Source organism: Pseudomonas sp. BJP69, assembly GCF_007633355.1.
Classification (GTDB): Bacteria; Pseudomonadota; Gammaproteobacteria; order Pseudomonadales; family Pseudomonadaceae; genus Aquipseudomonas; species Aquipseudomonas juntendi.
The window spans coordinates 550,695-570,066 of the sequence record NZ_CP041933.1; the positions used below are offsets into that span (position 1 = coordinate 550,695).

A 19,372-nucleotide genomic window follows, 5' to 3' on the forward strand; every position below is an offset into this window, starting at 1 on the left:
ACCACCACTATAAGGTGTCGCGGCTGGCGTGGTACAGGCTGACCCGGCGGAATTCGTGCGGCTCGGCCAGGTCGGGCAGGGTCAGCGCTTCAAGCACCCCCAGCTGCTGATAGAGCGGGTGGCTGAAGTCGCGTACCCGCGAGTCGGCCACCAAGGCCTGGCGACCACGGCCAAGAAAAGCATCCAGAAGCGGCAGGTTGGCTCGGTCGTACAGCACGTCGGCGACCAGGATCAGGTCGAAGCGGTCGTCCTCGGCGAAGAAGTCGTCGCTGTAGCCCAGTTGCACCCCGTTCAGCGCGGCATTCGCGCGGCAGGCTTGCAGGGCCAGTGGGTCCAGGTCGCAGGCCACCACCTCCCGGGCACCCGCGCGGGCGGCAGCGATGCCGGCAATGCCGGACCCGGCGCCAAAGTCCAGCACCCGCTTGCCGGCCACCCATTCCGGGCGCTCGGCCAGGTAACGGGCCATGGCCAGGCCACTGGCCCAGCAGAAGCTCCAGTAGGGCGGGTCTTCGAGAATGCGCCGGGTTTCGTCGCTGCTAAAGGCGCGGTCCATGTTCTGGTCGTCGATCAGCCACAGTTTCAAGGCGCAGCCGGGCAGTTCGCTGACGACCAGCCGCGCTTCACCGATCAGGCCGCTGAGGGCTTGCTGCAGGGCGAGCGGTGCCACTCAGGGCGCCTTCTCGAAACGTAGCGGCCCGGTGGCCTGGGTCTGCGCCTGGGTGATGCGCAGCGGCGGCAGGTGCATGATCAGCTGGCCGGAGCGGCTGGCGCGGCCACGCAATTCCACGCGTGCGCCGGCCGGGAAGGCTTCGGGGTTGAAGCGCAGTTGGTAGGGCAGGGCCTGGCCGGTAGCGGTCAGGTTGCTGCTGGCCAGCAGGCGCTGCGGGCGGTCGCGTTCGTCGATCACCAGCAACGCCAGTTCCACGTCGGCGCCGGCCGGGATTTCCAGCAAAGTGCCGCTCAACTCGCGCTGGTAGGCCGGAAGCGGGCCGGGCGCTTCGGCGGTTTTGGCCACGCGGGCAGGTGCCGGCGCAACGGAGGTATCGGTCTTCGGCCTGTCGCTGCCGCAGGCGGCGAGCAGGGCGGCGCAGCACAGCACGACGAGCGCTCGGTAGTGCATGGAGGAGTCCTTAACGGGCAGATTTCCCATGGATGTTAACCCCTTTGGCTTGTCTTGCCAGTGCAATGCGCTACCATGGCCCTCCCTTTTTTTGTTGCCTGCCACCATGCACTGTCCCTTTTGCGGTGCCAACGACACCAAGGTCATCGACTCTCGCCTCGTCGCCGAGGGCGAGCAGGTGCGCCGCCGCCGCGAATGCGTGGCCTGTGGCGAGCGCTTCACCACCTTCGAAACCGCCGAGCTGGTGCTGCCCCGGCTGATCAAGCAAGACGGCACGCGCCAGCCTTTCGACGAAGACAAGCTGCGTGCCGGCATGCAGCGGGCGCTGGAAAAACGCCCGGTCAGCGTCGAGCGCCTGGAAGCGGCGCTGGCGCACATCAAGAGCCGCCTGCGTGCCACTGGCGAGCGCGAAGTCAAGTCGCTGGTGGTGGGTGAAATGGTCATGGCCGAGCTGCGCAAGCTCGATGAGGTGGCCTACATCCGCTTTGCCTCGGTGTACCGGCGCTTCCAGGACCTCGACGAGTTCCGTGAAGAAATCGACCGCCTAGCCCGCGAGCCGGCCAAAGAGTGAACATGCCCAGCCAAGCCGCGATTCTTGACGCCCACTACATGGCGCGTGCGCTGGAGCTGGCGCGCAAAGGCCTGTTCACCACCCACCCGAACCCCCGCGTAGGCTGCGTGATCGTGCGCGACGGCGAAGTGGTCGGGGAGGGCTGGCACGTGCGCGCCGGTGAGCCCCATGCCGAAGTGCATGCCCTGCGCCAGGCCGGGGAACGCGCCCGCGGCGCGTGTGCCTATGTCACCCTCGAGCCTTGCAGCCACCATGGCCGCACGCCCCCGTGCGCCGAAGCGCTGGTCAAGGCGGGTGTGGCCCGGGTGGTAGCGGCCATGCAGGACCCTAACCCGCAAGTGGCAGGGCGGGGGCTGCGGCGCCTGGCCGAGGCCGGCATCGAAGTGGCCAGTGGTGTGCTCGAGGCCGAGGCCCGCGCCCTGAACCCGGGCTTTCTCAGGCGCATGGAGCATGGCGTGCCGTACGTGCGCGCCAAGCTGGCCATGAGCCTTGACGGCCGTACCGCCATGGCCAGTGGTGAAAGCCAGTGGATCACCGGCCCGGCCGCGCGCTCGGCCGTGCAGCGCCTGCGCGCCCGCTCCAGCGTGGTGCTGACCAGCGCCGCCAGCGTGCTGGCCGACAACGCGCGCATGACCGTACGGGGCAGCGAGTTGGGCCTGGATGCCGAAACCACCGCCCTGGCCCTCAGCCGCCCACCACTGCGCGTGTTGGTCGATGGCCGCCTGCGCCTGCCGCTGGATGCGCCATTCTTCCAGGCCGGGCCGGCCCTGGTGGTAACAGCTGTCGCAGATGACCCCGGTTATGCCGCTGCCGGCCACGAACTGCTCTGCCTGCCGGGTGACAATGGCCAGGTCGACCTGGCGGCGCTGCTGCATGCCCTGGGCGCGCGTGGTGTCAACGAAGTGCTGCTGGAAGCCGGTGCCAGCCTGGTCGGTGCCTTTGCCCGCCTTGGCCTGGTGGACGAGTACCAGTTGTTCGTCGCCGGTACCTTCCTCGGCTCCCATGCCCGCCCATTGCTGGACTGGCCAATGGAGCGGATGAGTGAAGCACCGCGGCTGAAAATTACCGAAATGCGCGCAGTGGGCGATGACTGGCGGGTCACAGCCGTGCCCCTGCCGGCGCCCGGCGTATAATGTCGGGCTTGCCCCGTGCAAACCGTTTTGAGGACGACCCCATGTTCACCGGCATCATCGAATCCATTGGCAGCATCCGCAGCCTGACCCCCAAGGGCGGCGACGTTCGCGTCTACGTCGAAACCGGCAAGCTGGACCTGGGTGACGTCAAGCTGGGCGACAGCATCGCCGTCAACGGCGTGTGCCTGACCGCCGTGGAACTGCCTGGTGACGGCTTCTGGGCCGACGTCAGCGTCGAAACCCTCAAGCGCACTGCCTTCATCGACCTCAAGAGCGGCAGCAAGGTCAACCTGGAAAAAGCCCTGACCCCTACTACCCGCCTTGGCGGGCACCTGGTCAGCGGCCATGTCGACGGGGTGGGTGAAATCATCTCGCGCAGCGATAACGCCCGCGCCATCCAGTTCCGCGTGCGCGCACCGAAGGAGCTGGCCAAGTACATCGCCCACAAGGGCTCGATCACCGTCGACGGCACCAGCCTGACGGTCAACGAAGTCAATGGCGCCGAGTTCGAGCTGACCATTGTCCCGCACACCCTGTCCGAAACCATCATGGCCGACTACCGCGCAGGGCGTCGGGTGAACCTTGAGGTCGATCTGCTGGCCCGTTACCTGGAGCGCTTGCTGCTGGGTGACAAGGCCGCCGAACCGAGCAAGGGCAGTGGCATTACCGAAAGCTTCCTGGCCGCCAACGGCTTCTTGAAATCCTGATTGAGAAGGGGGTGCCGCGTGGCGCTCAACAGCATCGAAGAACTGGTCGAAGACATCCGCCAGGGTAAAATGGTCATCCTCATGGATGACGAAGACCGCGAGAACGAAGGCGACATCATCATGGCCGCCGAGTGCTGCCAGCCCGAACACATCAACTTCATGGCCAAGCATGCCCGTGGGCTGATCTGCATGCCGATGACCCGTGAGCGTTGCGAAACGCTGAAGCTGCCATTGATGGCGCCGCGCAACGGCTCGGGCTTCGGCACCAAGTTCACCGTGTCGATCGAAGCCGCCGAAGGCGTCACCACTGGCATCTCCGCCGCCGACCGCGCGCGCACCGTGCAAGCCGCTGCTGCCCGGGACGCCAAGGCTGAAGACATCGTCAGCCCTGGCCACATCTTCCCGCTGATGGCCCAGCCTGGCGGCACCCTGGCGCGTGCCGGCCACACCGAAGCGGCCTGCGACCTGGCGCGCATGGCCGGTTTCGAGCCAAGCGGCGTGATCTGCGAAGTGATGAACGACGACGGCACCATGTCGCGCCGCGCCGAGCTGGAAGTCTTTGCTGCCGAGCATGGCCTGAAGATCGGCACCATCGCCGACCTGATCCACTACCGCATGATTCACGAGCGCACCGTGCAACGGGTCTCCGAGCAACCGGTAGAGAGCGAGCTGGGTGAGTTCAACCTGGTCACCTACCGCGATGCGGTGGAAGGCGACGTGCACATGGCCCTGACCCTGGGCAAGATCTGCGCCGAAGAGCCGACCCTGGTGCGGGTACACAACATGGACCCGCTGCGCGACCTGCTGCTGGTCAAGCAACCGGGCCGCTGGAGCCTGCGCGCGGCCATGGCGGCCGTGGCCGAAGCCGGCAGCGGCGTGGTCCTGCTGCTGGGCCACCCGCTGGACGGCGACGTGCTGTTGGCGCACATCCGCGAAAGCGCCGGCGACCTACCGGCCAAGGCACCGACCACCTACAGCACCGTGGGTGCTGGCTCGCAGATCCTGCGCGACCTCGGGGTGCGCAAGATGCGCCTGATGAGTTCGCCAATGAAGTTCAACGCGATATCCGGATTCGATCTGGAAGTTGTAGAATACGTGCCCTCCGAGTGACTTGAGGCGGCAATGACGCCCCCAGCTCGAGTCCAGACCCCTGTCGAGGCCGCTTGCAAGCGGCCTCGCTCTTGAATATGAGAATATCGGAATGACCCTGAAGACCATCGAAGGTACCTTCATCGCCCCCAAAGGTCGCTATGCTTTGGTGGTTGGCCGCTTCAACAGCTTCGTTGTCGAAAGCCTGGTAAGCGGTGCCGTTGACGCCCTGGTTCGCCACGGTGTCAGCGAAAGCGACATCACCATCATCCGTGCCCCGGGTGCATTCGAAATTCCGCTGGTGGCACAGAAGGTCGCCCAGCAAGGCGCCTACGACGCGATCATCGCCCTGGGCGCCGTGATCCGTGGCGGTACCCCGCACTTCGAATACGTGGCGGGCGAATGCACCAAGGGCCTGGCCCAGGTGTCCATGGAGTTCGGTGTTCCGGTGGCCTTCGGCGTACTGACCGTCGATTCCATCGAGCAGGCCATCGAGCGTTCCGGCACCAAGGCTGGCAACAAAGGTGCTGAAGCTGCCCTGTCCGCTCTGGAAATGGTCAGCCTGCTGGCGCAGTTGGAGGCCAAGTGATTAGCGACGAAAGCGATCGTTTCAACCCGCGCGATCCAAAACCTGCGGATGCCGGCAAGCCTTCCAAGAGCGCCAAGCGTCGCGAAGCCCGCAAGCTTGCGACCCAGGCCCTCTATCAATGGCACATGGCCCAGCATTCGCTGAACGAGATCGAAGCGCAGTTCCGGGTGGATAACGATTTCACCGATGTCGACGGTGCCTACTTCCGCGAGATCCTGCATGGGGTCCCGGCAGTCAAGGACGAAATCGACAAAGCGCTGGCCCCGTGCATGACCATTGCCCTGGACGAGCTCGACCCTGTGGAACTGGCCGTGCTGCGCCTGTCCACCTGGGAGCTGATCAAGCGCGTCGACGTACCGTACCGTGTGGTCATCAACGAAGGCGTGGAGCTGGCCAAGGTCTTCGGTGCTACCGACGGTCACAAGTTCGTCAACGGTGTGCTCGACAAGCTTGCCCCGTCCCTGCGTGAAGCAGAAGTCAAGGCGAACAAGCGCTGATCCCGGCGCTGCCTGGCCATGGGTGAATTCGAGCTGATCAACCATTACTTCGCCGCCGCGCCCTGCGCGCAAGGCGGCGAAGGCGTGGCCCTGGGGATTGGCGACGATTGCGCCTTGCTCGACCTTCCCCCCGGTGAACAATTGGCGGTGTCGACCGACACGCTGGTAGCCGGGGTGCATTTCCCTGCCGTGTGCGACCCGCAACTGCTGGGCCAGCGGTCGCTGGCCGTGGCGGCCAGTGACCTGGCTGCCATGGGCGCGACCCCGATCGGTTTCACCCTTGCCCTGACCCTGCCAAGCGTTGGCCCGGACTGGCTTGCAGCCTACGCCAACGGCCTGAGCCGCATGGCGCACCGCTGCCGCATGAGCCTGATTGGCGGCGACACCACCCGTGGCCCATTGAGCATCACCGTGACCGTGTTCGGTCGGGTGCCGGCTGGCCAGGCGTTGCGCCGCAGCGGTGCGCGGCCAGGCGACTTGCTGTGTGTTGGCGGCACCCTGGGCAAGGCCGCCGGTGCCTTGCCGCTGGTACTGGGCGAGCGCCAGGCGCCCGCCGAGCTGGCCGAGCCGCTGCTGGCCCATTACTGGTCGCCGATGCCGCAGCTCACCCTGGGCACATGGCTGCGGGGCAGGGCCACGGCGGCGCTCGACGTCTCCGATGGCCTGCTAGCCGATTGTGGGCATATCGCCAAGGCGTCCGGGGTGGCACTTGAGGTGAACCTGGCCCAGGTGCCAGTGTCTCCTGCCTTGCAGGCATTCCTCGGCCACGAGGCGGCACTGCAGGCAGCACTCACCGGTGGCGATGATTACGTACTGGCCTTCACCTTGCCGCCTGCAGCACTGCCGCCCCTGGCCGAGCTTGGCTTCATCGAGGTACACACCATTGGTCGTGTGCTGCAAGGTCGCGGTGTGACCCTGCGCGACGCACAGGGCCAGGACATCACCCCCGCCCAGCGGGGCTATCAACACTTTAGGGAGACACCGTGACCGATCACCCCAACCAGGTGCCTGCGGAGTTCGTTCCGCCTTCGGTCTGGCGCAACCCATGGCACTTCATCGCGTTCGGCTTTGGTTCCGGCACCTTGCCCAAGGCACCGGGTACCTGGGGCTCGCTGGTGGCCATACCGTTCATCCCCCTGTGGCAGATGCTGCCCGACTGGGGCTACTGGCTGTTGCTGGGCATCAGCATGCTGTTCGGTATCTGGCTGTGCGGCAAGGTCGCCAATGACTTGCGTGTGCACGATCATGAAGGCATTGTCTGGGATGAAATCGTTGGCATGTGGATCACCCTCTGGCTGGTGCCGGAAGGCTGGCAGTGGCTGCTGGCGGGGTTCCTGATGTTCCGTTTCTTCGACATCCTCAAGCCGTGGCCCATCCGCTGGATCGACCGCCATGTGCACGGGGGCGTCGGCATCATGCTCGACGATATCCTGGCCGGTGTGTTCGCCTGGCTGGGCATGCAGGTTCTGGTATGGGCGGTTGCCTGAAACAGGGAGCGCGTGAATGGCCATGAGGGTTGTGCTGCTGGCGATGCTGCTGAGTGTCGCCCCGTGGGCGGTGGCTGCCGAAGGCCTGCCAAAGCAGATCCAGCTGGTCAGCGAGGAGTGGATCGACTACACCAATGCTGACGGTACCGGCGTTGCCTGGGACGTTCTGCGCAAGGTGTTCGAGCCGGCCGGGGTCAAGGTGGTGACCCAAAGCGCACCCTACAGCCGCGCGGTCGGGCTGGTGAAACGTGGCGAGGCGGATGCCTGGGTCGGCTCCTACAAGGAAGAGAACGACGACAACCTGTACCCGCGCTGGCACTTCGATATGGATCATATCTATGCGCTGGGGCTGGCCAGCAAGCCTGTGCCCACGTCGCAGAATGTGGGCAAGTACCGCTTGGCCTGGGTACGTGGCTACGACTACGGCAGCTACTTGCCCGATGTGCATGAGTTCCGTGAAATCCAGCGCCGCGAAGGCATTCTGCCGATGCTGGAGCATGACCGTGTGGACTTCTACATCGATTCCCAGACTGAAGTCGATTACGTACTGAACCAGGCATCCCAGCCCGAACGCTTTCGCCGCACCCACGTGGCCGAGCTGCCGCTGTACCTGGCCTTTGCCCGCAACGACCAGGCCAAGGCCCTGCGCGACCTGTTCGACAAGCGCATGGCCGAGCTGGTACGCAGTGGCGAGCTGAAGCCGATTTTCGAGCACTGGCGGCAACCGTATCCGTTTACTGCGGATAGCAAACCGCACTGAGGCCGGGCCTGGCTGGCCTAAGTATCGAACTTTTCGATCTTACCCCGCGATATTCAGCCAGCCCATAGTGTGCAACCTGCTGATACAATCGGCTCACGAGATATGTCCCACTTTTTCCAGGAGCACAACGTGCCCGTCGTCTTTGTTGCCGCCTCTAAACTCCCGACGCCCTTCGCGACCTTCACCATGCATGGCTTTCTTGATGAAGCCACCGGCCGGGAGCATGTGGTGCTCAGCCTGGGTGACATCGCGGATGGTCAGCCGGTGCTGGGGCGCCTGCATTCCGAATGCCTGACCGGCGATGCCCTGTTCAGCCAGCGCTGCGACTGCGGCTCGCAGCTGGAGGCCGCACTGCAGGCAATCGCCCGCGAGGGCCGCGGCGTATTGCTGTACCTGCGCCAGGAAGGCCGTGGCATTGGCCTGCTGAACAAGATTCGTGCCTACGAGTTGCAGGACGGCGGGGCGGACACCGTGGAAGCCAACGAGCGCCTGGGGTTTGCCGCCGACCAGCGTGACTACGCCATGTGCCTGCCCATGCTCGAACACCTGGGCGTGAAGGCGCTGCGGCTGATGACCAACAACCCACGCAAGGTCAAAGCCCTGACCGACATGAGCATCGTGGTTGCCGAGCGAGTACCGCTGCATACCGGGCATAACCCGCACAACCGCTACTACCTGGCAACCAAGGCCGGCAAGCTTGGCCACATGCTGGGCAACGAACACCAGGGCGAGGTGCCCCAGGCGTGACCCGCGCCGAGGTCAAGCGGCGGCTGGCGCTGGCCTGGTGGCAGTACCTGGCGGTGGGCCTGCTGCCGCTGCCGGTCATGAGCTGGGCTTTTGGCGGCGGTGAGGCGCTGGTGCCGATTCTGGCCATGCCGTTGTTCATTGCCGGCGCGGCCACCATGTTCCTCAGCCTGCCCCGTTTCGGTGCCTACAAGCGTGCACTCATCGCCACCTCGAAAGCCCTGGGTACTGCTGAAGAGCCTGCCGCGTGGATCGAGCTGGCACGGGTACGGCGCCTGGCCATGTTGTACGCCTGCTTCCCGGCCTGGGTGGCGGCCCTGTCTGTAGGGGTCGGTCTTGAAGCGGTGCCGCAGATCCTGTTGGCGATATCCACCGTGGTGGTGTTGTCCCTCTACCGCATTCCACGACAGCTCGGCTGATGCGCCTGCTGCCTGGCCTGCTGGCACTGTTCGCCTGTGCCGCGCTGGCGGGCGAACCCTTGCGAGTGGTCAGCCTGGCGCCTTCGATGACGGAAATCATGCTCGAACTGCAGGCCGATGACCTGCTGGTGGGTGTGCTTGATGGGGGCGAACGGCCAAATGCGTTGCGCGATTTACCCTCGGTAGGCCGCCAAGGCCAGCTGAACATGGAGCGCCTGCTGAGCCTGCGCCCCGACCTGTTGCTGCTGTGGCCAGGCAGCGTGCCGCCGGCGCAACGCGAGCAGCTCAAACGCCTGGGTATCACGACCTTCAGCGCCGAACCCCATGACCTGGACCAGCTCATCGAGCAGATCGCCGCGATTGGCGAGCGCGTCGGCCGTGCCGAGCAAGGGCAGCAGTATGCCCAGGCCCTGCGCGAGCGGTTGCGGCAACTGCGCCAGCAGTACCGACGTGACGAGCCCTTGCAGGTGTTCTACCAGGTGTGGGATCGGCCTTTGTACACCCTTGGTGGCCGCCAGGTGGTGAGCGACGCACTGGCCGTATGCGGGGCGCGCAATGTGTTTGCCGACCTCAGCCAACCGGCGCCGCAGGTGAGTGTGGAGTCGGTGTTGCTACGCAACCCCCAGGTCATCCTGGCCGGTGACCAGGCGCAGTTGACCCGCTGGCTGGCCTGGCCGCAGTTGCGCGCCGTTGCCCACGCCGGTTTGCTGGTGGTACCCGATAAAGGCCTGGAGCGCCCTAGTGGGCAAATGATTGAAGCCACCGCCCGCTTGTGTGCGTTGCTGGCCGCTAAAGCCCCGGCGTCCACGTTACGCTGAACAGCACTGTGCGGCCTTCTTCGCGGTAGCTGTATGGGCTTCCATCGAAGCTGTACATGGCTCGGCTGTAGCGCTTATCCAGCAAGTTGTCGAGCTTCAGTTCAAGCCGAACATCCGCTGTCAGGCGCATGCCGCCACGTAGGCCGACTAGCCCGTAGCCACCTATTCGCTCGTTGTTCGATGGGTCATCGTAGCTGCTGCTGACTGCCTGCCAGTTCGCGCCCACACTGAAGCGTTCGAACTGACGATCCAAGTCAAGATTCAAAGTGCGTCGAGCGCGTCGTTGCAGAGTTTGTCCGCTTTGGCGGTCTCGGGGATCAATCATGCTTACCCCCAGCTGAGCGGTCCAGCCAGCCCATACCTGCTGCAACGACAACTCAACGCCATTGATGCGGGCATTGTCTACATTGCCAGGACGGTTGACTGTCGGGTCGTAGTTGATCGCGTCGCGCAAGTCGGTGCGATACAGCGAGGCCTCCAGGCGGGTATGACTTGCCAGTTGGCTGCGCCACTGCAGCTCATAACTCTTCGAATGCTCGGGGCGCAGGTCCTTGTTACCGTACTGTACGTCGTAGAGGTCGTTGAAAGTAGGGGCGCGGAACCCTTCACTGTAGGACATCACTATGTCGTTGCGGATGTTCAGCGGGACGGTAAGGCTGGCATTCCAGGTGGTTTGATCGCCGTACTGTTGGTTGCGGTCGTTGCGTACACCGAGCTCGCTCGAGAAGCCTTCCCCGCTAAAGCGGTACTGGGCGAAGGCGGCGCGGTTCCAACGGCTGCCCTCGCTGAAGTTGGCCGTGCCGTGGAAGCGGTCCTCATACCAATCGCCACCGATCATCAGTTGGTTACGTTCGTCGATGCTGAGATCGTTCTGCCAAGTGAGCTGATCACGATAGGTATTGTAGGTGAAGCGCTGGTCGCTGAGCTTGTCGCGTTTGTCGTCGCGGTTTTCGCTGTGACCCAGTTCCAGGCGTGAGTGCCAGAAGTCGTTGAATTGAGCGTCGAACCATGAGCTCAGGCTGCTGACGCTGAAATCGGTATAGGGCTGTTGTGGGTAACTCTGCCAAGTGGCCTCATTCAGTCGCCCGTATGGATTGTCGTATTCACTGCGGCCACGGCTGTCGAGCAGGTTGACCCCGGCCTCGAAGCGCTCGCTGAAGGTGTGGCTCAGGCTCAGGTTGAAGGACTGGTTACGGTAGGCATCATGGTCGCCGTCACTGGCGAAGGATGGGCCAGTCGAGTCGATGCCGGCTGTTTCATCCAGGCTGGCACCGAGGTTGAAGCGGGTCGCGTCGTTGCCGCCGGAAAGCCCCAGGCTACGCTGGACGGTCTGGTTGCTGCCTGCCGCGATGCGCAGCCGCGGCTGCAGGCCGGGCGTGTTGTTGCGGCGGGTGAAGATCTGGATCACCCCGCCGATGGCATCGCTGCCGTACACCGCCGAGCGCGAGCCACGCAGCACTTCCACCCGTTCGATCTGGTCAACGTCGAGAAACTGCAGGCCGCTGTCGCCCGAAGTGGCGTTGGCAATGCGTACGCCATCCACCAGCACCAGGCTTTGCGCCGCCTTGGTACCGCGTATGAAGATGCCCGGGAGGCTGCCACGGCCGCCAGTGGGGGCCACTTGCACGCCGGGTACGCGGCTTAGCAGGTCGGTGATGCTGGTGGGTTGCAGGCGGTCGATGTCGGCGCGGGTGAAGACCGTGTTGGCGGCGCTGGTGGCGGTGCGCGACTCGACCTGGCGGCTGGCGCTGATCAGCACGTCGGGGAGCTTCAGCGCGTCATCGCGTTCGGCGGCGATTAACAATGTGGGGGCGCAGAGTAGCGCGGCACAGGCAGATTTCTTCATAAGCAGTACCATTTTGCGAGGGCTGCGCCCTCGATCGCGACACAAGGCCGCTCCTACAGGTATTGCACAAACCGGTAGAGCGGCGTGGTCTCTGTAGGAGCGGCCTTGTGTCGCGAAAGGGCCGCAAGGCGGCCCCGGGGATTACAAGCCGAGCTTGGCCATGCGGGCTTTCACCGAAGCCTCAATCCCGGCCGCATCCAGCCCGCACTCGGCCAGCATCTGCGCCGGCTTGGCATGTTCGACGTAGATATCAGGCAGGCCCAGGTGCAGCAGCGGCTTGACCACGGCCTGGCTGGCCAGGAACTCGCCTACCGCAGCGCCAGCGCCACCCATGATGGCGTTCTCTTCGACGGTGACCAGCAGCTCATGGCTGCCAGCCAGTTCCAGCACCAGGGCTTCGTCCAGAGGTTTGACGAAGCGCATGTCGACCACGGTGGCATTGATCTGCTCGGCAACCTGCATGGCCTCTGCCAACTGCACGCCGAACACCAGCAGGGCGACTGTCTGGCCTTGGCGGCGGACCACGCCCTTGCCGATTTGCAGCGGCTCTAGGTCGCCGCTGATTGGCGCGTTCGGGCCGGTGCCGCGGGGGTAGCGCACGGCAGCCGGGCCGTTGTACAGGTGGCCGGTGCTGAGCATCTTGCGCAGCTCGTTCTCGTCGCTGGGGGTCATCACCAGCATGCCCGGGATGCAGCGCAGGTAAGACAAGTCGTAGCTACCCGCATGGGTCGGCCCGTCTTCGCCTACCAGCCCGGCGCGGTCGATGGCGAACAGCACATCGAGGTTCTGCACCGCCACATCGTGGATGAGCTGGTCGTAGGCGCGCTGCAGGAAGGTGGAGTAGATCGCCACCACGGGCTTGCTGCCCTCGCAGGCCATGCCGGCGGCCAGGGTGACGGCGTGCTGCTCGGCGATCGCCACATCGAAGTAGCGTTGCGGGTAGCGCTCGCTGAAATCGACCAGGTCGGAGCCTTCTTTCATCGCCGGGGTGATGCCCACCAGGCGGTTGTCGGCAGCGGCCATGTCGCACAGCCACTGGCCGAACACCGCGGAGTATTTCGGCCCGCTGGCCTTCTTCGGCGCGACAGGCTTGTCGGCGGGCTCCAGCTTGGTGATGGCGTGGTAGCCGATAGGGTCGAGTTCGGCGGGGGCGAAGCCCTTGCCCTTCTTGGTCACCACGTGCAGGAACTGCGGGCCCTTCAGGTCACGCATGTTGCGCAAGGTGGCGATCATGGTCGGCAGGTCATGGCCGTCGATCGGGCCGATGTAGTTCCAGCCCAGCTCTTCGAACAGTGTGCCCGGCACCAGCATGCCCTTGGCGTACTCTTCGGTGCGCCGGGCGATTTCCCAGGCACCGGGCAGGCGCGACAGCACTTTCTTGCTGCCTTCGCGCATGCTTGCGTAGGTGCGGCTGGACAGGATCTTGGCCAGGTAGTTGGACAGGCCGCCGACATTGCGCGAAATCGACATGTCGTTGTCGTTGAGGATCACCAGCATGTCGGCATTGACTTCCTGGGCGTGGTTCAACGCCTCGAAGGCCATGCCGGCGGTGAGGGCGCCATCACCGATCACGGCGATCGACTTGCGCGCGCTGTTCTGCAGGCGGGCGGCAATGGCCATGCCCAGCGCTGCGCTGATCGAGGTACTGGAGTGGCCCACGCCAAAGGTGTCGTACTCGCTTTCGCTGCGGCGCGGGAAGGCGGCGATACCGTCCTTCTGGCGCAGGCTGAGCATGCGGTTACGGCGCCCGGTCAGAATCTTGTGCGGGTAGGCCTGGTGGCCCACGTCCCACACCAGCCGGTCGTCCGGGGTATCGAACACGTAGTGCAGGGCGATGGTCAGTTCGATCACGCCCAGGCCGGCACCAAAATGCCCACCGGTCTGCCCCACGGTATACAGCAACTCCTGGCGCAACTCGTCGGCCAGGGTCTCCAGGTCGGCTTCGGCCAGCCGGCGCAGGCCGGCAGGCGTGTCAGCGCGGTCGAGCAACGGCGTGACCGGGCGTTCGCGGGGAATCTCTTGAAACGTCGTGGGCATCAGGCGAGTCGTTATAGGTGTGTGAAGACGCGGCAGTTTACCCCATTGTGGGAAAAGTGCCCATTCGACCACTGCTTGTGACACCCCAATGGCGCGGGTATCCGTGCTTAGTTGCGGCGCTCGACGATATAGCGCGCCAATGCCCGCAGCGGCTCGGCTTTTTCGCCGAACCCTTCCAGTGCGACCAGCGCCTGGTCGCGCAGTTCGATCGCATAGGCCTTGGCCGCGTCCAGGCCCAGCAGGGCCGGGTAGGTCGGTTTGTCACGCGCGATGTCTGCCCCTTGGCGTTTACCCAGGGTGGCGGTGTCGCCTTCCACGTCGAGGATGTCGTCCTGAACCTGGAATGCCAGGCCAATGGCCTGTGCATAAGTTTGCAGGGCGTCCAGTTGCTGCTGGCCGGCACGGGCGCTGGCCAGTGCACCCAGGCGCACGCTGGCTTCGATCAGGGCGCCGGTCTTGTGCCTGTGCATGAATGCCAGTGCCCGCTGGTCGAGCTTCAGCCCGACCGAGCCAAGGTCGATGGCCTGCCCGCCCACCATGCCGGCTGGGCCGGCGGCCGTGGCCAGGGCCTGGACCATGGCCAGGCGGACGCTGTCGGCCTGCGGGCTGAGGTGAGGATCGAGCAGGGCGCTGAACGCCAGGCTCTGCAACCCGTCACCGGCCAGGATGGCGCAGGCTTCGTCGAAGGCCTTGTGCGTGGTGGGCTGGCCCCGGCGCAGGTCGTCGTCATCCATGGCAGGCAGGTCGTCATGCACCAGCGAGTAGGCATGGATCAGCTCCACCGCACAGGCCGCGCCGTTGGCCTGTTCGGCCGGGGCACCCAGGGCTTCGCACGCGGCGTAGGCCAGCAGTGGCCGCACGCGTTTGCCGCCGTTCATCACGCTGTAGCGCATGGCGGCATAGAGGCGTTCGAGTTCTTTGGTCGGGGCGACGAACAGCGGTTCGAGGGCTGCATCCACCCGCCTCTGGCAACTGGCCTGGTAGCTGCCGATCATGCTTCGGGCTCCGCGTCGAAGGGCTGGGCAGCCAGCTCGCCATCACGCTCCAGCAGAATTTGCACCTTCTGCTCGGCCTGGGCCAGGGCACCTTGGCATTCTCGGGTCAGCGCGATGCCTTGCTCGAAAGCGGCCAGCGACTCTTCCAGCGACAACTCGCCGTTCTCCAGGCGCTCGACCAGTGTTTGCAGGTCTGCGAGGGATTGCTCGAAATCAAGGGAGGATTTTTTGCGGGCCATGGCGACTGTCTCGGAGGCATTCAGAACGGCGCGACACTAGCAGAGCAGGGCGGGAGGAGCAAACTTCCGGGGCCGTGAGGTTGGTTTCACAGGCCCTTTCGCGGGCACGCCCGCTCCCACAGGTCCATCACAGCCTTCAAGCGCTGCGCCATACCTGTGGGAGCGGGCGTGCCCGCGAATTGCCCCAAAGTGGCTTATCAGGCCGGCTCGGCTTCCAGCGCCACCATCGCTTCCCGGTACCGCGCCAGCTCTTCGATGGTCAGCACCGGCAGATTGTACTGCCGCGCGTACACCGCCACCTGTTCGCCACGGGCCATGGTCCCGTCCGGGTTCATCAGTTCGCACAGCACTGCCGCCGGGCGCAGGCCGGCAAGGCGGGCCAGGTCCACCGAACCTTCGGTATGCCCGCGGCGGGTCAGCACGCCGCCACTGCGGGCACGCAGCGGGAATACATGCCCCGGGCTGACGATATGACGCTGTTCGGCGCTGGAACGCAGTGCCGCAGCAATGGTGGTGAGGCGGTCCTGGGCAGAAACCCCGGTGGTGATCCCTTCGGCCGCCTCGATGGTGACGGTGAAGCCGGTGCCATGTCGGGCCTGGTTGTTCTGCACCATGGGCGCCAGCTGCAACGCATCGACGGTGGCTTCGTCCAGGCACAGGCAGACGATACCGCTGCAATCGCGAATCATCATGGCCATGGTTTGCAGCGTAATGTTTTCGGCGGCGGCAATGATGTCCGCCTCGTCTTCGCGGTCGTCATCGTCCAGCAACAGGACAGGGCGCCCAGCCTTGAAGGCGGCGATGGCGGCGGAAACATTGGGGTAGTGCGCGTGGTGCTGGGTGGACATGAAACGCTCCTCGTGAATGATCGATGAACGTCTCGGGGCGAACAAAATGCGTGCGCAGGGGCGCCCGGATGGCCCCCGCCTGACGCCTTCTTTCATCCGGACTATGACCGTCGGCTCTGGAGTTGCACCAGATCTGCTGACCCCCGGCATGGCCGGGGCGCTCGCGGGCTCATCTTTCGATTTACCGCCGGTGGGGACTTTCACCCCGCCCTGAAGACCGCCACAGCATACCGCACGTGGCCACCCCGCTGGCAAGCCGCGGTTCTACGACCTTGGGCGGTAGCGTGGGGCGGGCGTTGTGGAAGGTGCTGACAGGCTTACCGCGACATCCCTTCAATCACCTGCTTCAGCGAAGCCGGCAACATAGGCCCATGCCCCAACCCGGCAAACCGCTCGAAACGAACCTGCAAGCCTGGCACCCTGGCCAGGCTTGCCACCAGCTCACGCGCCGGCCGCTCGACATCGCCTTGCACCTGCGTGCGCGGGTTCGCCGGCTCTTCACTGCCACGCATCAGCAACAGCCGCGGCCGGCTGCTTCCCAGGCGCTGCTCGAGCCCCTGCGCCTCACCCGCGATCGCGCCGTCGTGCCACCATAGCGAAGGGCTGGCAGCCGCATAGTCGCTGAATGACCAAGGCCGGGTGAAAAGCGCGTGCAAAACGGCCAGCCCGCCATAGGAATGCCCCCACAATGTCTGCCGTTGCAGGTCGATCGGTGCCACATCTGCCACCATCGCCCGCATGCGCCCGGTCAGCAGGTCCAGGAAAACGTCGGCACCACCACTGGGCGCTCCGGTCAGTGGGTCAAGCTGCTCAGCCTGGCCAGGCACCGCCGGGGTGTAATCCCGGGTGCGCCCGGCACGGTCGATACGCTGCTCGGTCTGGTACCCCACCGCCACCAGCAATGGCGCCTGCCCTGCGGCAAGCCGGCCCAGCTGCTGGCCATCCAGTGCGCCCAGCGCGGCATTGCCATCGAGCATCCACAGCACCGGGTAGCCCGCCGCTGGCGCCGGCTGGTTCGGTTTGCCGACCCACAGCCGGTAATGCCGCTGTCCGTCGGCCGAGTCCAGGTCGAGCTGAGTGAAGCGGTAGGCCAGGTCATGGCGCTGCAGCAGTGAGGTGTCCATCTTCTGCTCATGGTCGGGCTGCGCAAGGGCAACATGAGCAGCAAGCGGCTGTGCCAGGCACAGTGCCATCGTCACGGCCAGGGTCAACTTGCTCATCAGGCATCTCTTCAGGGCTTTGCAGGCGCGCAAAGCGGGAACAGCAGGATGATAATCAGTCCTGATTGAGGGTAAAGCGCATTAACTTTCTAAACAGTCCCGGGCCGCCGGCAAGGTCATGTGCAGGCACAGGCCAGGGTGGCCATTGCTGGCCCACAAGCGGCCACCCTGCAGTTCGATGGCGCGGCGGGCGATGGCCAGGCCCAGGCCAAAGCCAGCGCCACTTTCGGTCAGCCGCTGGTAAGGCTGGAAGATGCGCTCCAGGTCGGCGTGCGCGACCCCCGGCCCCTGGTCACTCAGGCGCAGGTGCCAGTAATCCCCCTCGCGCCAGCCATCCAGGCTGACCCGGCCTTCGGCGGGCGAGTGGCGAACGGCATTGCGGATCAGGTTTTCCAGGGCCTGGGCCAGGCTGTCGAGGTTGGCCTGCACCCGGCACGCGGTGCCCAACGAACAAGGCAGGCGGCTTGGCGCCCAGCCACTTTCGAAACAGACGTCCTGGCACAAGGCTTCCCAGACGGCCACCATCAGCACCGGCTCGGTCGGCAGGCTGGGCTGTTCGGTGTCCAGCCAGGCCAGGTCCAGGGTGTCCTCCAGCAGCTTTTGCATGTCGGCGACTTCGCGGTCCAGGCGCTCGCGCAACTGCGGCGGCGGCAAGTCGCTGTCATGGGCGATGCGCAGCCGCGCCAACGGCGTACGCAGCTCGTGGGACAGCGTACGCAGCAGCAGGCGCTGTTGCTCCAGGCTCTGGCGCAGGCGTACCGCCATGTGCTCGAAGGCTTGGGCCAGCTCACCCAGCTCATCGCGGCGCTCCTGCAACGGCAGCGCGGGGCTGTCTAGGTCGTCGGCCCGCAAGGCGTCGGCCCGGTCGCGCAGGCGGTTCAGGGGAACTACCAGATGGCGGTACAGGGCCAGGCCCAGCAACAGGGCAAGCAGGGTGGGGGCGACCCCATGGGTGATCAGGTGGGTCCAGGGCGTAAGGCCAGTGGGTAGCAGGCGTTCGGGTAATTGCATCACCAGCCGGCCATTTTCGGGGTGTTGCGGGAACGCGATGCTGACGTACGGCAGTTCGTCCTGCAGGCGCCGGCTCATGGGCCAGTTCAGCTTGCGCATGAAGGTAAGGTGGCTGGCCTCCTCGGCGCTCAGTGGCGTGGTGCCCAGGCTTTGCAGGTGGGGGCCGATCAAGGCTGCCCAGGTGCCTTCGGTACGTTGCAGCTGCCTGCGCCAGGCTTCGGCGCCCGTGGCGCCGCCTTGGTTCCAGGCGTGTTCGGCCTGTTGCGCGTAGCGCGCCAGGTATTGCTGGTCAGCCGGCGACAGGAAGTAGGTACTGCGTTCCACCGACAGCCCCCAGGTCCAGATCAGCCAGGTCAGCAGCAGACAGAAACCGACCTGCAACAGGGCCAGTTTCCACAGCAGGGGGTGCCGCCGCATCAGGGCTGGTCCGTGTCTATCAGGATGTACCCTTGGCCCCTGACCGCCTGGATCTGCAAGTGCTGGGCGCTGATGTCGGCCAGCTTGCGGCGCAAGTTGCACACATGCACATCCAGGCCACGGTCCAGGCGCGTGTAGGCGCGGTGCAGCACGGTCTGGTAGAGGAAAGGTTTGCTCAAGGCCTCGCCGGGGTGAGCCCGCAGCGTGGCCAGCAGGCGGAATTCGGATGCGGTCAGCCCGGCAGGCCTGCCCTGGTGAAGGGCGTCCTGGCGTTCATGGTCCAGCATCACTGCCCCCCCATCGGCCCGCAACGCCGGCCCGCGGTCGAGCGCCACGCGCCGCAGCAGGGCATCGACCCGGGCGTCGAGTTCGGCCAGGCTGAACGGCTTGGGCAGGTAATCGTCCGCGCCCCGGGTAAAGCCACTGATGCGATCCTGTTCGGCCCCCAGCGCCGACATCAGCATCACTGGCACCGCTTGCTGGTGGCGCAGTTCGTCCAGCAGGCTGAGGCCGTCGATGCCCGGCAGCATGATGTCCAGCAAAACCAGGTCGAAGCGTGATTGCCGTATGGCATTCAGGGCCTGGCTGCCATTGGCGCAGGCCAGCACCTGAAACCCACGGTTGAGGAAATGGCGTTCCAGGTCCTGGCGCAGGCGTGGGTCGTCTTCGGCAAGGAGCAGTGAGGTGGGCACGTTGAGCCTTGAATGAGAATTTCTATCAGTTAGCCATCATCCCATTGACCGTGGGGCGAGGGCAACGCCGCAATGTGTTAAGAAGGTTAATCATGCTGCACCCCGGTTTTCGCTCCGGTATCTTCCGCAAAAA

At 65.2% G+C, this 19,372-nt stretch carries 22 protein-coding genes and 1 riboswitch; of the genes, 12 read left to right on the forward strand and 10 right to left on the reverse strand.

Annotated features, from left to right (window positions below; genetic code table 11):
• Nucleotides 1-7: 7 nt before the first annotated feature.
• Together FPB55_RS02605 and FPB55_RS02610 are read right to left on the reverse strand one after the other, a co-directional pair.
• Nucleotides 8-667, reverse strand: coding sequence for a 50S ribosomal protein L11 methyltransferase (locus tag FPB55_RS02605; protein WP_009685708.1), 660 nt, complete (start codon nt 665-667; stop codon nt 8-10).
• Nucleotides 668-1,120 carry a YbaY family lipoprotein gene (locus FPB55_RS02610; protein WP_009685709.1) on the reverse strand — a complete coding sequence of 151 codons (453 nt, stop codon included), beginning with the start codon at nt 1,118-1,120 and terminating at the stop codon, nt 668-670.
• A gap of 106 nt (nt 1,121-1,226) precedes the next feature.
• Here FPB55_RS02610 and nrdR point away from each other — a divergent pair, with 106 nt between their 5' ends.
• The 12 genes from nrdR (at nt 1,227) to FPB55_RS02670 (ending at nt 9,934) form a co-directional block, all read left to right on the forward strand.
• Nucleotides 1,227-1,691, forward strand: a complete 465-nt coding sequence (gene nrdR, locus FPB55_RS02615) for a transcriptional regulator NrdR (protein WP_009685710.1) — start codon at nt 1,227-1,229, stop codon at nt 1,689-1,691.
• Nucleotides 1,692-1,693: 2 nt separating this feature from the next.
• Entirely contained in the window at nt 1,694-2,824 is a 1,131-nt protein-coding gene (gene ribD, locus FPB55_RS02620; RefSeq protein WP_144187472.1) for a bifunctional diaminohydroxyphosphoribosylaminopyrimidine deaminase/5-amino-6-(5-phosphoribosylamino)uracil reductase RibD, read from the forward strand.
• A gap of 41 nt (nt 2,825-2,865) precedes the next feature.
• Nucleotides 2,866-3,531 carry a riboflavin synthase gene (locus FPB55_RS02625; protein WP_009685712.1) on the forward strand — a complete coding sequence of 222 codons (666 nt, stop codon included), beginning with the start codon at nt 2,866-2,868 and terminating at the stop codon, nt 3,529-3,531.
• A gap of 18 nt (nt 3,532-3,549) precedes the next feature.
• Entirely contained in the window at nt 3,550-4,641 is a 1,092-nt protein-coding gene (gene ribBA, locus FPB55_RS02630; protein ID WP_029886265.1) for a bifunctional 3,4-dihydroxy-2-butanone-4-phosphate synthase/GTP cyclohydrolase II, read from the forward strand.
• A gap of 91 nt (nt 4,642-4,732) precedes the next feature.
• Nucleotides 4,733-5,209: a 6,7-dimethyl-8-ribityllumazine synthase gene (gene ribE / locus FPB55_RS02635; protein ID WP_003255395.1), complete on the forward strand. Its 477-nt coding sequence runs from the start codon at nt 4,733-4,735 to the stop codon at nt 5,207-5,209.
• Complete coding sequence (gene nusB / locus FPB55_RS02640) at nt 5,206-5,706, forward strand: transcription antitermination factor NusB (protein ID WP_009685714.1); 501 nt, start codon at nt 5,206-5,208, stop codon at nt 5,704-5,706. The genes ribE and nusB overlap by 4 nt, the downstream gene beginning before the upstream one ends.
• Nucleotides 5,707-5,724: 18 nt before the next feature.
• Entirely contained in the window at nt 5,725-6,693 is a 969-nt protein-coding gene (gene thiL, locus FPB55_RS02645; RefSeq protein WP_009685715.1) for a thiamine-phosphate kinase, read from the forward strand.
• A complete protein-coding gene (locus tag FPB55_RS02650; RefSeq protein WP_009685716.1) occupies nt 6,690-7,193 on the forward strand; it encodes a phosphatidylglycerophosphatase A in 504 nt (167 codons plus the stop codon). Before thiL ends, FPB55_RS02650 begins: the two co-directional genes overlap by 4 nt.
• A gap of 16 nt (nt 7,194-7,209) precedes the next feature.
• Nucleotides 7,210-7,953: a transporter substrate-binding domain-containing protein gene (locus FPB55_RS02655; RefSeq protein ID WP_144187474.1), complete on the forward strand. Its 744-nt coding sequence runs from the start codon at nt 7,210-7,212 to the stop codon at nt 7,951-7,953.
• A 129-nt stretch (nt 7,954-8,082) separates the two neighbouring features.
• Nucleotides 8,083-8,700 (forward strand): GTP cyclohydrolase II, encoded by a 618-nt coding sequence (ribA, locus tag FPB55_RS02660; RefSeq protein ID WP_029886268.1) that lies wholly within the window; start codon nt 8,083-8,085, stop codon nt 8,698-8,700.
• The gene (locus tag FPB55_RS02665; protein ID WP_029886269.1) at nt 8,697-9,116 is read left to right on the forward strand and encodes a hypothetical protein; all 420 of its coding nucleotides are present in this window, start codon (nt 8,697-8,699) and stop codon (nt 9,114-9,116) included. The genes ribA and FPB55_RS02665 overlap by 4 nt, the downstream gene beginning before the upstream one ends.
• Entirely contained in the window at nt 9,116-9,934 is an 819-nt protein-coding gene (locus tag FPB55_RS02670) for a cobalamin-binding protein (RefSeq protein WP_144187475.1), read from the forward strand. The genes FPB55_RS02665 and FPB55_RS02670 overlap by 1 nt, the downstream gene beginning before the upstream one ends.
• On the opposite strand, the gene FPB55_RS02675 is transcribed toward FPB55_RS02670, so the two are convergent.
• The 8 genes from FPB55_RS02675 to FPB55_RS02710 form a co-directional block, all read right to left on the reverse strand.
• On the reverse strand, nt 9,906-11,780 hold the full coding sequence (locus FPB55_RS02675; RefSeq protein WP_238706616.1) for a TonB-dependent receptor: 1,875 nt from the start codon (nt 11,778-11,780) through the stop codon (nt 9,906-9,908). The two genes, FPB55_RS02670 and FPB55_RS02675, sit on opposite strands and share 29 nt — an antisense overlap.
• A gap of 141 nt (nt 11,781-11,921) precedes the next feature.
• On the reverse strand, nt 11,922-13,817 hold the full coding sequence (gene dxs / locus FPB55_RS02680; protein ID WP_054914203.1) for a 1-deoxy-D-xylulose-5-phosphate synthase: 1,896 nt from the start codon (nt 13,815-13,817) through the stop codon (nt 11,922-11,924).
• Nucleotides 13,818-13,924: 107 nt separating this feature from the next.
• A complete protein-coding gene (gene ispA / locus FPB55_RS02685; protein ID WP_009685725.1) occupies nt 13,925-14,812 on the reverse strand; it encodes a (2E,6E)-farnesyl diphosphate synthase in 888 nt (295 codons plus the stop codon).
• Entirely contained in the window at nt 14,809-15,051 is a 243-nt protein-coding gene (locus tag FPB55_RS02690) for an exodeoxyribonuclease VII small subunit (RefSeq protein ID WP_009685726.1), read from the reverse strand. Before FPB55_RS02690 ends, ispA begins: the two co-directional genes overlap by 4 nt.
• A gap of 197 nt (nt 15,052-15,248) precedes the next feature.
• Nucleotides 15,249-15,899: a 3,4-dihydroxy-2-butanone-4-phosphate synthase gene (ribB, locus tag FPB55_RS02695; protein ID WP_047149801.1), complete on the reverse strand. Its 651-nt coding sequence runs from the start codon at nt 15,897-15,899 to the stop codon at nt 15,249-15,251.
• Nucleotides 15,900-15,979: 80 nt separating this feature from the next.
• Nucleotides 15,980-16,121, reverse strand: a riboswitch (FMN riboswitch).
• Nucleotides 16,122-16,216: 95 nt separating this feature from the next.
• The gene (locus FPB55_RS02700; protein ID WP_144187479.1) at nt 16,217-17,119 is read right to left on the reverse strand and encodes an alpha/beta hydrolase; all 903 of its coding nucleotides are present in this window, start codon (nt 17,117-17,119) and stop codon (nt 16,217-16,219) included.
• A gap of 81 nt (nt 17,120-17,200) precedes the next feature.
• A complete protein-coding gene (locus FPB55_RS02705; protein WP_009685731.1) occupies nt 17,201-18,547 on the reverse strand; it encodes a sensor histidine kinase in 1,347 nt (448 codons plus the stop codon).
• The gene (locus FPB55_RS02710; protein ID WP_029886276.1) at nt 18,547-19,239 is read right to left on the reverse strand and encodes a response regulator transcription factor; all 693 of its coding nucleotides are present in this window, start codon (nt 19,237-19,239) and stop codon (nt 18,547-18,549) included. Before FPB55_RS02710 ends, FPB55_RS02705 begins: the two co-directional genes overlap by 1 nt.
• Nucleotides 19,240-19,372 lie beyond the last annotated feature (133 nt).

Bases quoted from the DNA above. Each gene is read 5' to 3' on its own strand.
- FPB55_RS02610 (WP_009685709.1), bottom strand. From the start codon at position 1,120: ATGCACTACCGAGCGCTCGTCGTGCTGTGCTGCGCCGCCCTGCTCGCC.
- ispA (WP_009685725.1), bottom strand. From the start codon at position 14,812: ATGATCGGCAGCTACCAGGCCAGTTGCCAGAGGCGGGTGGATGCAGCC.
- thiL (WP_009685715.1), top strand. From the start codon at position 5,725: ATGGGTGAATTCGAGCTGATCAACCATTACTTCGCCGCCGCGCCCTGC.
- FPB55_RS02625 (WP_009685712.1), top strand. From the start codon at position 2,866: ATGTTCACCGGCATCATCGAATCCATTGGCAGCATCCGCAGCCTGACC.
- FPB55_RS02675 (WP_238706616.1), bottom strand. From the start codon at position 11,780: ATGAAGAAATCTGCCTGTGCCGCGCTACTCTGCGCCCCCACATTGTTA.
- dxs (WP_054914203.1), bottom strand. From the start codon at position 13,817: ATGCCCACGACGTTTCAAGAGATTCCCCGCGAACGCCCGGTCACGCCG.
- FPB55_RS02705 (WP_009685731.1), bottom strand. From the start codon at position 18,547: ATGCGGCGGCACCCCCTGCTGTGGAAACTGGCCCTGTTGCAGGTCGGT.
- ribD (WP_144187472.1), top strand. From the start codon at position 1,694: ATGCCCAGCCAAGCCGCGATTCTTGACGCCCACTACATGGCGCGTGCG.
- FPB55_RS02670 (WP_144187475.1), top strand. From the start codon at position 9,116: ATGCGCCTGCTGCCTGGCCTGCTGGCACTGTTCGCCTGTGCCGCGCTG.
- FPB55_RS02655 (WP_144187474.1), top strand. From the start codon at position 7,210: ATGGCCATGAGGGTTGTGCTGCTGGCGATGCTGCTGAGTGTCGCCCCG.
- ribB (WP_047149801.1), bottom strand. From the start codon at position 15,899: ATGTCCACCCAGCACCACGCGCACTACCCCAATGTTTCCGCCGCCATC.
- nrdR (WP_009685710.1), top strand. From the start codon at position 1,227: ATGCACTGTCCCTTTTGCGGTGCCAACGACACCAAGGTCATCGACTCT.
- FPB55_RS02690 (WP_009685726.1), bottom strand. From the start codon at position 15,051: ATGGCCCGCAAAAAATCCTCCCTTGATTTCGAGCAATCCCTCGCAGAC.
- FPB55_RS02700 (WP_144187479.1), bottom strand. From the start codon at position 17,119: ATGAGCAAGTTGACCCTGGCCGTGACGATGGCACTGTGCCTGGCACAG.
- ribE (WP_003255395.1), top strand. From the start codon at position 4,733: ATGACCCTGAAGACCATCGAAGGTACCTTCATCGCCCCCAAAGGTCGC.